The sequence below is a fragment of the Xylanibacter ruminicola Ga6B6 genome (genome assembly GCF_000687715.1).
Taxonomy (GTDB): domain Bacteria; phylum Bacteroidota; class Bacteroidia; order Bacteroidales; family Bacteroidaceae; genus Prevotella; species Prevotella ruminicola_B.
On sequence record NZ_JHXD01000010.1, the window covers coordinates 1 to 15956 of the forward strand.

At 37.0% G+C, this 15956-nt stretch carries 18 protein-coding genes; 6 read left to right on the forward strand and 12 right to left on the reverse strand.

The window, feature by feature from the left end; translation table 11 throughout:
* On the forward strand, positions 1–174 hold a 174-nt coding region (locus tag T500_RS16660; RefSeq protein ID WP_196243486.1), incomplete at its 5' end, for an ATP-binding protein.
* Positions 175–426: 252 nt separating this feature from the next.
* Here T500_RS16660 and T500_RS16385 read toward each other — a convergent pair.
* The 10 genes from T500_RS16385 to T500_RS0107600 form a co-directional block, all read right to left on the reverse strand.
* Positions 427–1455, reverse strand: a complete 1029-nt coding sequence (locus tag T500_RS16385; protein WP_028907605.1) for a glycosyltransferase family 2 protein — start codon at positions 1453–1455, stop codon at positions 427–429.
* On the reverse strand, positions 1449–2417 hold the full coding sequence (locus T500_RS0107560; RefSeq protein ID WP_028907606.1) for a glycosyltransferase: 969 nt from the start codon (positions 2415–2417) through the stop codon (positions 1449–1451). The genes T500_RS16385 and T500_RS0107560 overlap by 7 nt, the downstream gene beginning before the upstream one ends.
* Before the next feature lie 7 nt (positions 2418–2424).
* On the reverse strand, positions 2425–3579 hold the full coding sequence (locus T500_RS0107565; RefSeq protein ID WP_028907607.1) for a glycosyltransferase family 4 protein: 1155 nt from the start codon (positions 3577–3579) through the stop codon (positions 2425–2427).
* Between the two features lie 9 nt (positions 3580–3588).
* A complete protein-coding gene (locus tag T500_RS0107570) occupies positions 3589–4350 on the reverse strand; it encodes a glycosyltransferase family 32 protein (protein WP_028907608.1) in 762 nt (253 codons plus the stop codon).
* 82 nt (positions 4351–4432) lie between these two features.
* Entirely contained in the window at positions 4433–5554 is a 1122-nt protein-coding gene (locus T500_RS16390; protein ID WP_051611949.1) for a glycosyltransferase family 4 protein, read from the reverse strand.
* Positions 5551–6408 (reverse strand): glycosyltransferase family 2 protein, encoded by an 858-nt coding sequence (locus tag T500_RS0107580; RefSeq protein ID WP_028907609.1) that lies wholly within the window; start codon positions 6406–6408, stop codon positions 5551–5553. The genes T500_RS16390 and T500_RS0107580 overlap by 4 nt, the downstream gene beginning before the upstream one ends.
* Before the next feature lie 5 nt (positions 6409–6413).
* Entirely contained in the window at positions 6414–6764 is a 351-nt protein-coding gene (locus T500_RS0107585) for a hypothetical protein (RefSeq protein ID WP_028907610.1), read from the reverse strand.
* On the reverse strand, positions 6757–7557 hold the full coding sequence (locus T500_RS0107590) for a HipA family kinase (RefSeq protein ID WP_028907611.1): 801 nt from the start codon (positions 7555–7557) through the stop codon (positions 6757–6759). The genes T500_RS0107585 and T500_RS0107590 overlap by 8 nt, the downstream gene beginning before the upstream one ends.
* A 68-nt stretch (positions 7558–7625) precedes the next feature.
* Complete coding sequence (locus T500_RS0107595; protein WP_036908823.1) at positions 7626–8654, reverse strand: glycosyltransferase family 2 protein; 1029 nt, start codon at positions 8652–8654, stop codon at positions 7626–7628.
* Positions 8654–9808 (reverse strand): glycosyltransferase family 4 protein, encoded by a 1155-nt coding sequence (locus tag T500_RS0107600; protein WP_051611955.1) that lies wholly within the window; start codon positions 9806–9808, stop codon positions 8654–8656. The genes T500_RS0107595 and T500_RS0107600 overlap by 1 nt, the downstream gene beginning before the upstream one ends.
* A gap of 140 nt (positions 9809–9948) precedes the next feature.
* Between T500_RS0107600 and T500_RS0107605 the strand changes: the two genes are divergently transcribed.
* The 5 genes from T500_RS0107605 (at position 9949) to T500_RS0107625 (ending at position 15214) form a co-directional block, all read left to right on the forward strand.
* Positions 9949–11061, forward strand: a complete 1113-nt coding sequence (locus T500_RS0107605; RefSeq protein WP_028907614.1) for a glycosyltransferase — start codon at positions 9949–9951, stop codon at positions 11059–11061.
* Positions 11058–12227, forward strand: a complete 1170-nt coding sequence (locus T500_RS0107610) for a glycosyltransferase (RefSeq protein ID WP_028907615.1) — start codon at positions 11058–11060, stop codon at positions 12225–12227. Before T500_RS0107605 ends, T500_RS0107610 begins: the two co-directional genes overlap by 4 nt.
* 89 nt (positions 12228–12316) lie before the next feature.
* Positions 12317–13516 carry a glycosyltransferase gene (locus T500_RS15480; protein WP_051611950.1) on the forward strand — a complete coding sequence of 400 codons (1200 nt, stop codon included), beginning with the start codon at positions 12317–12319 and terminating at the stop codon, positions 13514–13516.
* Positions 13485–14075, forward strand: a complete 591-nt coding sequence (locus T500_RS0107620; RefSeq protein ID WP_028907616.1) for an acyltransferase — start codon at positions 13485–13487, stop codon at positions 14073–14075. The genes T500_RS15480 and T500_RS0107620 overlap by 32 nt, the downstream gene beginning before the upstream one ends.
* On the forward strand, positions 14072–15214 hold the full coding sequence (locus T500_RS0107625) for a glycosyltransferase family 4 protein (RefSeq protein ID WP_028907617.1): 1143 nt from the start codon (positions 14072–14074) through the stop codon (positions 15212–15214). The genes T500_RS0107620 and T500_RS0107625 overlap by 4 nt, the downstream gene beginning before the upstream one ends.
* Here T500_RS0107625 and T500_RS15485 read toward each other — a convergent pair.
* Both T500_RS15485 and T500_RS0107635 read right to left on the reverse strand, forming a co-directional pair.
* On the reverse strand, positions 15181–15462 hold the full coding sequence (locus tag T500_RS15485; RefSeq protein WP_013063982.1) for a hypothetical protein: 282 nt from the start codon (positions 15460–15462) through the stop codon (positions 15181–15183). The two genes, T500_RS0107625 and T500_RS15485, sit on opposite strands and share 34 nt — an antisense overlap.
* A gap of 65 nt (positions 15463–15527) precedes the next feature.
* On the reverse strand, positions 15528–15836 hold the full coding sequence (locus T500_RS0107635) for a winged helix-turn-helix domain-containing protein (RefSeq protein ID WP_028907618.1): 309 nt from the start codon (positions 15834–15836) through the stop codon (positions 15528–15530).
* Positions 15837–15956 lie beyond the last annotated feature (120 nt).

Genomic DNA, 15956 nt, shown 5'->3' on the forward strand with positions numbered 1-15956 from the left:
ATCATCGTGTCTCAATTGCCAGTTTCAAACTGGTACGACGTGCTTAAGAAGAATACCACTGCTGCTGATGCCATCCTTGACAGAATCGTGCACACAGCTGTACGTTTTGACCTCAAAGGAGAGAGTATGCGGAAGAAAAAATCGACAAAAAAGAGTGATGTTACAGAAAAATGATTAAATTTGCAGCGCCATTAGGATGAACGAGTCAGAAAAGTGAACGGATATCCCCGTTTTGGGTGGGTGGATATCGACCGTTTTTTGCACTCAATTTATATTTATGCAAGCATTCGATAAAAACACATTTTAGCAATTGTATTGTAGTTTCGTTGTGCCTTTGCAGTGCAATAGTGCAAATAAAGACGACAGTTCTTATGTCGTGTTTCTATGATTAAAAATCATTATACTGAGTGCTTATATAATCGGGATTCAAATAATCCTATCCAAAACTCTTTCAATTCCACCTAATACCACAGTCATTCTGTGGTATTGGTTTCTGACAACAGAAATCTTATAGATATTAACAATAGGCTTAAAGCCTGTTATAAAAAACAACGACAACAACAAACGGCCTGAACATAAGGCCTCTTTAACTAAACGAACCTTAACTTTATACAACAATCTTCCCATCTCGTCAGTACAAGGAAATTGAGAAACCATATCTATCGTTCGTAAAAGGATTCCGAAACAATAGATTCGGCAATCGCTTCGGATTTCTTTAGATATATTATCCAAGATATAATTAATAATATAACAGAAACTATAAACCACTCTATTAATCTTTGCTTCAGTTGTATTCATTATTGAGTTTTCGTTGTACTCGTAAATATAAGTATTATTCGGCAAAACCAACATAGATGACATTACAGTGACCAACTTATATGTCCACGGCATGTCTTCATATAATAATCCTTCCACAAAATATAAATCATTATTTACTATCAAATCTCGACGAACCAATCTATTCCATGCATGGAAATGAAGATTTGCAAAAAAAATCTTTAATAATACATCATTCTTATCGGTCAATAATGTTGGTACAGAAACTGGTGGAAAGAAAGGACGCCCATATTTACAAGAGTATGCATTCCCCAGCACAACATCAACACCTGGATAAGATTCCAGAGCACCTATCATTAATTTCAAACAATCGTCACTTAAATAATCATCAGAATCAACAAAAAAAACGAAGTCACCAGTAGCTTTTTTAATTCCTGTGTTACGCGCTTCAGAAAGACCTCTATTCACATCATGTTTACAGAATACAAAATGAATATTTCCATCATAATCAGACAAAACACCATTTATGATTTCCATACTATTATCTGGCGTGCAATCATTGACAACAACACACTCTAAATTACAATTAGCACTCTCCTGAGCCAAAATAGAGCAAATACATCTCTTTATATATTGTTCTACTTTATATACCGGAATTATGATAGAGACCTTTACCACAATCTATGAAGATGCAAATAAATATACGGAAAAAAACGAAACATAACAGAAATCAGAAACTGTTTAATACTCCCATAAAAAAACAACCTCGAAGGAGGGATTTTCGATTTTAAATCTGAAACGATTATCTTTCTTTCATGATATAATGTTTCAGTATTTGCAATACACCAAATCCCATACGAAAGCGAGGAGAGGATATTATCCGCAAGTTTTCTTTTCACGGGAATCGAAATCTTCGTATTTTCTTTTATCCTAATCAAAGCCGATAGACAACTATTCAAATCAAGCATCTTCTTAAGATTCATAGATGATGTAAAGGATCCTGAACGCAACCGATAAGCACATAAGAAAAGATCTGCTTTAATAACATTTCTGGCTTGAATTAAACATTCCTGACAAAAAAGAGTATCTTCGTATCCAAACGGTTTAAAGAAAATATTTTTTTCATACAAAAAACTACGTTTAATAATCATTTTCCAGATATAGCATTCATACGGACTTAAATCTTCAATATAAGCTTGTTCCCCTGTTTTTTTACAACCTGAGTATTGTTGAGTTACATGTATTAGACTCTCATAATCATCACCATCATTAAAACGACGATGATCTGTCATCAAAACGTCAACAGACGATTCAATTGCTTTAGGAAGAAGAATTGAAAGAGCATCATCAACCAACAAATCATCAGGATCCATAAAATACACATATTTCCCTTGAGATTTTTCAAGACCTGCATTACGAGCTATAGACACACCTTGATTTTTCTGATTTAAAACAATAACATTATCATGGTCATCAACAAAATCAGAAATTACACCTATACTATTATCAGGTGTACCATCATTAACAAGGATTATTTCAAAAACATTATCCGACAACCCTTGCTTGAAGATGGATTCCAAACAATCTCGTATATATCTTTCAACGTTATATACAGGTATTATTATGCTTAATAACTTCATCTATAAATCATTTAGCTATACAACTATTATACAACCTTATCCATTCTGTCATAACCACATGAAGTTGGCGTGTTGCAGCAAAATCCCTTGCTGCCTGTCCCATTCTTTTACGATCATTTTCATGAACAATCATCCATTCCATTTTAACAGACAAGTCTTCTACATCACCATCCCTTGACAAGAGACCATTAACACCATCCTTAATAATCTCACGAGGGCCACGGGGGCAATCCATAGAAACACATGGAACACCACAAGACATTGCTTCAACCAAAACCAACGAATAAGCTTCATGTTCCGAACATAGAACTAGCATTTCACTACGTTTATATTCATCATAGATTGCATTAGTTGGTTCATGAATTACGACTCGGCCTTCTAAGTTCAGCTCTAATATCTGAGTTAATAAGTTTCTTTTCTCATTGCCTTCACCAAAGATATCCAAATGCCAATCCGGATACTTGTCTGCAATCATTGAAAAAGCTGATATTAACCTATCTATACGCTTCTCGTGATTAAATCGACCGACAAAAATAATACGTCCATGATCCTTTGGTATATTATCTATCACGTATGGATAAAATGTCAACGGATTAGGAATAACCGTGACGTTATTAAAATAACGTCTCCAACATTTTGCATCACCATCTGTCAAAGTTACAAGTTGAGCGCACTGTCTCAAGTTCATAATTGTTTGACGATAATACAGCTTAGTCAACCTAGTCTTCAACCACCCCCCAGATGTACCAACTTCCCGCATAACATAGTCGTATGTATTGTGAAATTCAGCAATTACAGGTATAGGATAAACAGAATCAACCACAGTTCCTATCAGAATTTGCCAATCAGAAGCCAACACAACTACATCGGGTTTAAATTTATTAACAACCAAACGTAGATTGTTCTTAAATTTTTTTTTCAAACGAAAATATAGATACAGATGTTTGAGAGCCGAATACTTAGACAAAGTAAAGAAACGGCAATCCAGATCCTGAAATTGTACAGACGGATGAAGTTTATAAGGGAGAGGATGATTACCTTGTTCATAACTGATAAGCATCAACTGATGACCTTCGTTAGCCAGATAATTTGCCTTATCGGTAATGACACGTTCTGCGCCCCCGACTAATGCAAAAGACCGATGTATGATAAGTATTCTCATTCAACTTGTTTATTTCTTAAATTTCCAAGGCATAAATGTTACCTCTGCCTTACGGACAAATTTCTGTCCCAAAATCTTCACCAGGAAAGCACGAGTACGGTAATATGCTTTTGCCTTTGGAGAGAACCAGGAGTTTTGATAATGGTGAATGGCGTATGTATATGGTGTTATTTCCACCAAGCGTGAATCGAAGACTTTTGGAGAGAAGAATACGTCATCAAACTCTAACACTTCTTTTTGCATATCCAAATTCCTAATACTCAAACTATCCTCTAAGGAAAGTACTCGAACAGGTTTGAGCTGCTCAATCTGTCGAATCATAATATCAGGTACCGTTTGAATATTCAGGCTTCCATCCTCATTGATAAAAGGGCGATCCTGATAATAATCCAAACATGCCTTAATCCAGTCACACCCTTTCTCAGCTCCAATAATAGCAGCCTCTGGGGTTTGTGCTTTCTCAGCACCCATAAAATATGGTAAATCCAACAAATCATCAAAGCTCTTTAATACCTCCACATCTGAATCCAAATAAATACCACCATAGTTATACAAGGCATAGAAGCGAATATAATCTGCAGCAAAAGCGTACTTTTTCTTTTCGAATGCTTGTCTAACCCAAATTGATGAATCCAGATTAAAACGATTAGTATCCCAAAGAATAACCTCATACTCTGGAAGAAACTTTTTCCAAGAAGCCAAACATCTTGAAATCTTTGGTGGATAAGGATCGCCACTCAGCCAACATAAATGTATAATCTTAGGTATCATTATTCTATATGAGTATTGATGAAACTAATAATTTCTGCAAAGATAAGACAAATAAATGACATTTCCAAATAAAAATGAAATATTATTTCTTAAGAGACATAAACAGTTTTATCCATTGAGGCATAATACTTGTGTCTTTGTAACGAGCTGAAGATAATATACCATTCTTACCCATTTCGACACGAAGATTATATCTACCCATCAACAGACAAACTTTTTCCGCAAACAAGTTTATATCACGATTACCAACAACAAAACCATCTATTCCATCTCGGATAATATCACGTGGTCCATAGGGACAATCAAAAGCCACAACAGGCAAGCCACAACTCATAGCTTCAGGCAACACCAAACCAAAAGGCTCGAAAAGTGATGTCAAAAGCAAAATTGAACTTTCACGATACTTTTCAAATATAGCGGAAGTCGGAGGACATGCTTTGATATTTATATCCATTTTATCAATGGCATCAATTATAGACTCTTGCTCCTCACCAAAGCCCCCATAAATATGTAATTCCCAATCTGGAAATCTATAATGTACAATACGCCATATTTTCAAGAGACTACCAATATCTTTCTGACGCGAATACCTGCCAACAAAAATCGCGGTTTTATTTTTACAGTCGCTGTAACTTCCGCTGGTGTTTAAATGAACAACATTTGGTATAACACAAACATTTTTCGTTAACTTTCTCCATTCGAATGCATCGCCGTTAGTCAAAGTAACCAACATATCTACATGCTTAACATTTCGATTTCGTAATTCTGATTTCATTAAAGAAAAGAAACCATCAGACAAATATTGATGAGCGATATACGAAGAATGCGACTCATAGACTAAAGGAACATCCCCTTTTACAGCTATAATTCCAGGAATTAATTCTGTACGTGCAGTAAGAATTATATCTGGTTTTACTTTGTCCACATATGTTTTCAGCCTATCAACAAACAGTTTTTTCAGCTCCCATCTTTTATTTAGTCGAGAGAAACCACGAAAATAATATTGCTGATGAAATCTAATATCCAAATCTACATAATGAACTTTTTCACTAAGTGGAAAAATAATATGATGCGCCCCCTGATTCACTGTTACGAGATGTACATCATAGTTATAGTTATCAGCCAAACAATTAGCCTTCTCAACCAGAATACGTTCTATTCCGCCCCATATGGCTAATGCATCAGTAATATACAACAATCTCATATCGTTGGATTAATAATATTATCACGCTTATCCTCGTAATGTTCTTTTTTGTAGAAAATACGAGATAGACCCCTACCTTGTATTTTTACATGCTGAACAAAACTCTGCAATAGAGATTGTGAGCCTATAGTTCCATAGCCCGTGACGGGGCGCGCCTTGCGATTATAAAGGAACACAATTTTACCAAATGGTTTTAATGATAATGCCAAAGACCCGTCCTCACCACGGCGGATATCTGTACGAATCTTTACCTGACGAGCATATTCTGCATTGAACGCGAATACCATTCCGCGTACGCAAAGTTCTGGACGCTTAAAATGCTGTACAAATAGGAACATATCACGAATCATCTCAAAAAGGAACAAGCCAAAACGCGAATGGTTTTCGTCTGGGAAGAAACTCCAGAAAGAACTGACACAAGACACATCCGGTCTCACCAATTTGGCCATCATTAAGTCAACATAACGAGGAGGGTAAAAAGTATCTGCATCAATACAAAAATGATATTTACCTTTAGCATTCTCTAACCCACATCGCCTTGCAAAACCAGGACTCTGTTTAAACTCATTAAAATACGGGAGCCCTATGCGCTTATATACTTCTTCAGTCCTATCCTTGGAGTTGTTATTAACACCCAAGATCTCTATGGGATATTTGGTTCGAAGCTCACTTAATGACCACAAACAGGCAGCCAATCTGCGTTCCTCATTATATGCTATCACAACTACCGACACCAAAGGCTCTACACTCTGTTTCTTTGCAAGATTGGTTTTAATCTCATCTAAAACAGAATCAGAAATATCATCCATGGATTTCCCATATATTGACAGATATTTATTGTACCAGTTTTCCATAATAGTTAAACACGTGTATAAACATATTTCTTATAAAGCCAATTTTTACTATAAGCAGTCGGGGGAACATCTATACTCTTTAATGGAGAAAATGCAATAAGATTATTTGAGTAACGAGCCAAATAATTCACATCATCCAAAGTATTCAAACGCTTTTTTCGTTTAATTTGACTCACAACCTTTGTAACAAAAACACACTCTTTCTGGGGAAGGAGTCCCGTTAGAGCGTTAATTTTTAGGCGGGAATATCTAACATCAATACTCTCACCATCATAAATTATCATTCCAATACTTATCTTTTCCGAAATTTCAGGACGTATTACTACATATATTATACTATATTTCAAACTATCCATTTTCTACATTATTTCTTATACATTCAACAAAACAATTCCACACTATAGTTGTCCAACGCTCTTCAAAAAGTTGCAACATCTTTGTTTTAACATCATCTTTCGGAACATTCCATGAATCAGGTAGTTCTTCCAAGATTATCTTGATTCGTTTTTTTCCACGATTCAAACAGGGCTTATACTCCTGTTTAAATTCATCAATAATTGATTCGATAGATATTTTCTTATCCTTGATAAGTTCTTGAAACATACTTGTGCAAATTATCGATTCATTTGAAGTAAGAAGACTCATTGAACAATCAAAAGAAGCAGTATTCAAGATACATCCATAATCTATTGAAACCAATTTCCCATGTCCAACATCATAAAGAAGATTCGCATTATTCATATTACGATCTTCATTTGCGATCCAAAAATCAAACAAAGCTATTTTTAACAACTGTCGAAGAACCGTTGTTGACAAATTTATATTTGTATCGGTACCTGGAGTAACATCCACGACCCTATCTAGGAGCTTACTACCTAAGGACAAAGAAGAAGTCAAATTCTTAACATATTTTCCATTGCAATGTTCATTTTTTATTTGAACAAAAGCGATATCAGGGGTTAATAACTGCCAAGCCTTTGCCATATTAGCACCAATTAACTCACAAACAAGTTTCAAGGCACTCTCTCGCGAACGCACATACTTACAAATATAAGCATTCTTATCAGAGCACATTACCAACACAGGAGTCTCTCCCGTAGAGTATTGATATTCTATAGTTTTAACACTATCTAAAATAGGTATTGCCATTCTCCTTGTATTTATCCAGCTGCAAATATACAAAAAAAATACTATATCATTAAATCAGACCACATTTTTTAAATTATTTTTTTTAGTTTACCCATACACATTATTACAAAAACGCATAACAGTGATGGCAATTTTCCTATAATATACAAGATTTGATTCTTAAAACGACATTTTCGAAATGAACAGATTTGCTGCCATGTGGCTGGATGTTTCATGATGGCCTTAATCTCATCGTTAGAGATATTAGAGGTAATTGCCTTTCGTCTTCTCAAAATTGAACTTGCGATATAGAAATCGGTCATAACTATATTATAGCAGCGGTTGGGAAAATACCCTTCATTAGATAATGGCATCGAAGTTTCCTTAAGATAATTAATAGCTTCAACATTCCGCATTATTTCGGCCTTTAGGATATTTATACGTTCTTGATAATGCGAGAGTGAATTTTCTCTACATATATACATGTAAGTGACATCAGGAAGCAAGACAGCACGAGTTATAATTGCAACTAAATCAAAAGTAAAAACCAAGTCCTCCCAATAATTAATATTTACAAAGCGATGATGGTTTAATCGAAGAATTTCTGTCTTAACTATATAATTACATGCAGAAGCTTGGATACCTGCATATTTTCGATAAGCGAAATATGCCAATTGGTCTTTACCAAGTAATAATTTGTATGGATATTTATAAACAGTTTTATCTCCAGAAACCTCTATTTTCTGATATGATCCGAGAACCAATTCTGCATCATATTGTCGTGCGTTCCGCATCAATAATTCTATAGCATCCTCAGTAATCTGATCATCAGAATCCATAAAATATAAATACTCACCAAGGGCCTCATCAATAATTTGATTCCTAGCCACAGAAACGCCTCGATTTACTATATGTGTTACTATATGAACGTCGTTATTACGATGATGATTATGAATAATTTGCTTAACAACATCCATAGAACCATCAGTACAGCCATCGTCAACTAACAAAAATTCTATTGAAGAATAAGATTGTGACAAAGCTGACATCAGGGATGCCTGAATACAATCAACTGAATTATAGATCGGAATTCCTATGGTTACATCATATTTCTTCATTATCTTTTCAAGTCATTAAATAGTTGTTTCCACTGTAAACCAATTTTATTTATCTCATATTGAGAAGCAGTCTTCTGAGCATTCGCCCCCATCTTACATCTCAGTTCTTGATCCTTCATCAACAGCATTATCTTTTCAGCAAAAAGATTAATATCAAATGGCGGAATTAGGAAGCCATTATCGCCATCTGTAATAATAGAACGAGGACCATTCTCACAATCGAACGAAACAACAGGAACACCACAAGCCATGGCTTCTATCAACACTAAGCCGAACCCCTCAAAACGAGAAGGGAAAACAAATATTGAACTTGACATATATTCTCTTTTCACATCAACAGTTGAACCGAACAAATGGCATCGCTGTTGATCCAAATTTAACTTTTTCATTTGTTCTCTATAAGGCTCTATGTTGCCATTGCCATATATATCCAATTTCCAATCAAAGACTTTTTTTTCAACAATAGCCCAAACCTGTAACAGTAAATCATTTCCCTTATCATACGCATAACGACCTATAGAAATCAAACGTTTGTCTGTCAACTCTGATTTACCAGTAATTTTAAAAGGAAGAGTATCTGGAATTTTCACAATATTATCAATCTCGGGCCAATCTGCTAAAGCATTGTTCGTCAATACGATCATTTTGTCTAACCTCTTAAGATTTGAGACAAGGTTCTTCATCCAATATTTTGCAAACAATTTCTTGACAAAACTAACATTTCTCTCATCAAAGTTGCGATAATTTGCTCTGTTTACATGCAGTTCGCCAATTTTTACACTACCATCATTAACCTGCGTTAAAAAATTAATTTCGCGTCGTAATGTACTAATGGTAAAATCAGGGCCAATATGACACAAATCTGCTGTTAACTTCTTCTTAAATAAATATTGTTTACGAACAAATACTAAGATTTTCCTCCAAAAAGGCAATCTCCATAGTTCTTCAAAGTTTAATTCGTAATTTATAATATCGACTTTATTTGAAATAGAAAAAAAACAATCTCGACCTTTTCCCTCTGTTACAATAACGGTTACATCATAGCCTAACTGTTCAGCAAAATAGTTCGCCTTAACAGTAACAATTCTTTCCACTCCTCCCGCAGAATAAAGTGCAGGGGTGCAGAATACAACTTTGTAACGTTCATTATCCATTATCATCGATTTTGATTACAAAGATACAAATAAATAAGCAAACTCTAACAAGATTTGCAAAAATTAATAAAATATCAAGAAAAGAACTTATTAATTTGGTAATATCGGCAAGTTTTCGTATTTTTGCCAAAAATAATAATATGAATGTTCTATTTCTCATATTCCATGGGTTCGATCCCAATAATGGTATCAGCAAAAAGATATCATACCAAGTTGAAGCATTAAAAAAATGCTGTACAAACGTACATCTATGCTACATGGATGAGATAGAAACAAAAAAAAGAATCGTTGATGGAAAAGAAATCGCAGATTTCGGCAATGGAATCTTGAGCAAGATACGTAAAAGAATAGAATTCTCACCTATTATAAAGTACGCAAAAGACAAACATATTGATTTAGTATATATTCGTTCTAACCACAATGCTAATCCTTTTACAATAAACTTTGTAAAGAGAATAAAGAAGAACGGAACAAAAGTCGTTATGGAAATTCCCACATATCCATATGACTCAGAATATAAGGCACAAAGAATGAGCAAACAAATCTTCTTCGACAAAATATTTAGAAGAACGCTTGCAAAGCAATTGGACGCAATCGTTACTTTCTCCGATTACAATCAGATATTTGGCCAAAGAACCATCAGAATCTCTAATGGTATTGATTTCGATAGCGTCAAAATGAAGAATAATGTTAATGATACATCGAATGAGCTAAATTTAATCGGAGTCGCAGAGATTCACGAATGGCATGGATTTGACAGATTAGTAAAAGGATTAGCAGATTACTACTCTAAGACGCAAAAATATTTAGTCAAATTTCATGTAGTTGGATATTTCTTCTCCAAAGAGATAGAAAATGAATTCAATAATCTTATTTCAACTAATAAGTTGGAGAAATATGTGATACTTTATGGAAAAAAACATGGAAAAGAACTTGATTCTATATTTGACAAATGTGATATGGGCATAGGTAGTCTTGGTAGACATCGCGTTGGTATTGACAAGATTAAAACACTTAAGAACAGAGAATATGCAGCAAGAGGTATTCCTTTTATATATTCAGAAACCGATAGTGATTTCGACCAAAAGCCATATGTGTTTAAAGTTCCAGCAAACGAAACAGCAATAGATATCAACAGTATTGTTGAGTTCTACAAAAGGATATCCATAACACCTATGGAGATAAGAAGTTCTATTATAGATCTTTCATGGAAACATCAAATGAAGATAGTATTGAATAGTATTAAACCATGAAGAACATTTGCTTTGTAGTTGATAGCATTTTCAGCATTGGAGGTGTGCAAAGAGTAACAGCTGTAATTGCCAAGGATTTGGCAAAAGACAATAATGTAACTATTCTTACCTTTGATAGTCCAGACAAAAAAGACACCTCTCTTTATGGACTTCACGAAACAAATATTCATTACCGTTTCTTCTCATATCCAACTATTGGACTTATCTTGAACAAAATATGTAAAGCATATAGTGGCCTCTATCAAAAATACAGACCAGAATCAAAACTATTATCAGACATATATGCATATAGTTCTTTTCCTTATCCATTAAGGAAAGCACTTACACAAGAACTTAATAATGGACATTATGACATCATAATTGGAGTCCATGCGCCGCTAGCTGGCAGATTAGCCACCATGAAGAATAATCTTCATAACGTTAAAACAATTGGATGGATTCATAATTCATACGAGGCCCTTTTTGGGGAGACCTTTAGGTATATTGGCGCAGCTAGAAAACGACACTATGTATATCAATTCATGAAACTCGACGACGTAGTGCTTTTGTGTAATCATGATGCCAAGAAATATTACGACTATGACCCCAATTTCAAGCCGACCGTAATATACAATCCGCTTACATTGAAGCCTGGCGCAGCGTCTCAAGGAACATCGAAACGGTTTCTTGCAGTTGGAAGATTTTCTCACCTTCACAAAGGCTTTGATTTATTAATTAAAGCTTTCTATCTGTTTTCCAAGAAGAATAATGACTGGTATCTTGATATCGTTGGAGAGGGACCAGAGGAGAAGCTATACAAGGAATTAATTAAAGAATACCATTTAGAGAAGCGGATTACCATTCATCCGTTCACAAATAATGTCCAGTCGTTCTATTCGAACGCACAAATATACGTATTAAGCTCAAGATGGGAAGGGTTTGGTTTAGTTTTGGTTGAAGCAATGGCTCATGGATTACCTATCATTTCATCGGATTTGCCAACAAGTAAAGAGATTATGGGCGACTTTGGCATGTACTTTAAGAATGGCGACATAGAGGATTTGGCACAGCGGATGGAAGAGGCTACTCACATAGACTGGCAGGCAAAATCGAAAGAAGCCATAGCTATTGCGCAACGATTTGATATTAAAAATATCATTACGCAGTGGAAGCAACTGATAGAATGAACAATTTTTCGGAGAAATAAAGCATAAAATTTGGAAAAATCCAAAAATATTTGTACTTTTGTCAACGATAATTGGCTGATTATACATGTATGAAGAGAATTTGTTTTATAACAGATAGTATTTTTAAGTCGGGCGGTATGCAGAGAGTGACTGCCGTGATTGCTGAGGAGCTAACAAAATATTATGATGTGACCATCGTAAGTTTTGAGGATCCGAAGCAACAAGACTTATCGATGTATAGTTTGAAAGACTATCCTGTGAAGGTGGTGTTTACGCACTTTCCTGAAATAGGAAAATGGAAACGTATGTCGTACAATCTCTATAGCTACCTGTATAAAAACATTCTACCTAAAACAGCCATCACATCCGATTTATATGCACACAGCTCTTTCCCAAGACAGAAGCGTGAGGCTGTGGTGAAGATATTAAAAGAAGGCGATTTCGACACGATTATTGCCGTAAACTCGTATCTCTCTATGCGATTGGCAACTATTAAGAGAGATTTGGGTGGTGTAAAAGCCATAGGATGGATTTACAACTCGTTCAATGCTTTCCTGAGAGAGGGTTCACCTTACTTAGGCACTGAGCTGAAATACCACTACGGTAGACAGTTGCAGAAACTGGACGAGACCGTGCTGTTGTACCTGCAGGATTCGGAGATGTACTATCATGCCTACGGATTCTCGCCCTTTGTGATTCCAAACCCACTTACACTGAAGCCAGGCGCCCCATCAACAGGAAAGAACAAACGTTTCTTAGCTGTAGGCAGATTGAATCCTAAGCATAAGGGATTCGACCTGCTGATTAAAGCTTTTGATAAGTTTGCGCAGCGTAACCCTGACTGGTATCTGGATATTGTGGGAGATGGCCCTGAAAAGGAGAAACTTAACGCAATGATTGAGAACCGTTATCTGACCAAAAAGGTTAAGATACACCCATTTACCGAAAACATCCAGATGTTCTACTCGCAAGCTAGCATCTATGTATCGAGTGCAAGATGGAAAGACTTCGGACTGGTATTGGTACAGGCAATGGCGCACGGACTACCAGTGATTTCGTCGGACCTGCCTTCGAGCAAAGAGATTCTGGGCGATTTCGGCATGTACTTTAAGAATGGTGATGTGGATAATCTGGCCCTACGTCTGGAAGAGGCCACTTACATGGACTGGCAGCTAAAATCGAACGAGGCTATTATGATATCACAACGTTTCAACGCTAATGTGATTGCCGAGCAATGGAGAACGCTGATTGAGAGTGATGGACAACGAAACCGTAAGAGCAAAATTTAATCATAGCCCCAAGCTGAAAAAGCTGATTGACTGGGTAATTATGAACCAGGTGCAGACAAGACCGCGCTGGTTTATAAGATTATTGGCTCCATTATACCAGCACCGCGGCAAGCACTCGGTGATTCACCGATCGGCCAGGATGGACACACCACCCTACCGCAAATTCTCACTTGGCGATTATTCGGTAGTAGAATCGTTTGCCTGCATCAACAATGCTGTGGGCGATGTACAGATTGGCGATTACACCAGAATAGGTTTGCACAATACGATTATCGGTCCGGTAAGAATTGGAAATAACGTAAACTTAGCGCAAGGCATAACCGTAACGGCACTGAACCATAATTTTGACGACACCAACAAACGGATAGACGAGCAAGGTGTAAGCACCAATGCCGTAACCATAGAAGACGACGTATGGATTGGCGCAAATGCCGTCGTACTGCCAGGTGTAACAATAGGCACCCATTGCGTAGTGGCAGCAGGTGCAGTAGTAACCAAAGATGTACCACCCCACTCGCTTGTAGCAGGTGTGCCAGCAAAAGTGATCAAACAAATATGAGAATAGGTATCGAAGCACAAAGGGTGTTCCGCCGTAACAAGCACGGTATGGACTATGTGGTTCTGCAGGAGATCAGAGAGCTACAGCTGATAGACACGCAGAACGAATACTTTGTGTTTGTGGCACCTGGTATTGATAGATGCCTGAAAGATACCAAAAACGTACACATCATCGTGATTGGCGAAAGTTTCTACCCCGTTTGGGAACAGATAACCCTGCCAAGAGCCGTCAAGAAATACAATCTCGACTTACTGCACTGCACTAGTAACACAGCGCCGATATTCTGCGACGTGCCATTGGTACTGACACTGCACGACATTATCTTCTTAGAGCCAAGAGACAAGAACAATAAATCCATCTACCAGAATTTGGGATGGTTGTACCGACGTAAGGTGGTGCCAAAGATTCTGCAGAAATGCAAGCGAATCATCACAGTATCGAACTTTGAGAAACAGAATATCATCAACAAACTGCACATTCCAGAAGAGCGGATGGCGATGATATATAATGGCTATAACGATTGGTTCAAGCCTTTAAGAGATGTGGCCGATATCTACCAGTCGTATATAGAGAAGCCTGGCTACTTCTTCTTCCTGGGCAACACCGACCCCAAGAAGAATACGGAACGTACGCTGATAGCCTATTCGAAATACTTACAGAAATCTACCGTAAAGCGCAAACTGCTGATGGCCGATTTAGATCAGACGTATCTGAACGGTATTATTGAACGCAACAACATAGAGAATATCAGACAGAATATTGTAATGCCGGGCTATATCGTAAACAGCGATTTGCCTTACATCTACAACAGTGCCTTTGCCTTCCTGTACACCTCGCTCCGAGAGAGTTTCGGTATTCCACTCCTTGAAGCGATGGCCTGCGCCACACCTGTAATTACATCGAACACCTCGTCGATGCCAGAGATAGGTGGCAGCGAAGCCATTCTCATCAACCCAGAGAATCCGGATGAGATTGCGGCACAGATGTTACGCCTGGAACACGACAAAGCCTACTATGAGACACAAAAAGAGATAGGACTAAAAAGAGCCGGTATGTTCTCATGGCGCAAAACCGCGGAACAACTGCTGAAACTATACGAGACGGTTTACAAAGAACTACCGAATTCCAACATCAGCTGACGGGCATCGGGATTGTTCTGGGTATTTAAACGGTAATACCCACGACGACCTGTTGACTCGATAAGCGACTGAGGCGACTTGGAATTCTTAAGCAGATACTGTTGCACATAAGCACGGATTTCATTGAGATCGGGTGTATAGAAAAAACTCAAATTCATATTATACACATGCTTGGACACCTGCATAACGCTGATGCCCTTATCACCCACACTGGTAAGTATACTTAGTATCTGCTGATCGTATGTCATTATATTCGCTTAAAAAAGGCCGGTAAAAGCGATTACCGACCTTTTTCTATCATTCGTTAAAAGGCTTAAGCCAATGTAACTTTTTCACCATCATTAGCGAGCTTGCCCTCCTTGAAGAGCCAACCCAAACCGAGAAGAGTCTCCTCCTCAGAAATCTTTGCAGCCTTAGCAATCTCCTTTACAGTGAGAGCCTTACCTGCTGCAGCAAGTGCCTGATATACATCACCTGCCTTGAAACCTACATTCTCAGCGTTGATTGCGAGAACTGCCTTTGCAGCTGCCTTAGGAGCTGCGGCCTTCTTTACGGTTGTTTTTTTAGCTGCGGCTACCTTTGTCTCGGTAGCCTTCTTTGCTGTTGCTTTCTTTTCTGCCATAGTTCTAAAAAATTAATACTCTATTTGAAGTGTTATACTTCTGTTAATTTTCGAATGCAAAAATACCGCTTTTATTCCGGACAACTTACTGATTTTTAGGCTTTTTTAGCAGAATGTAAA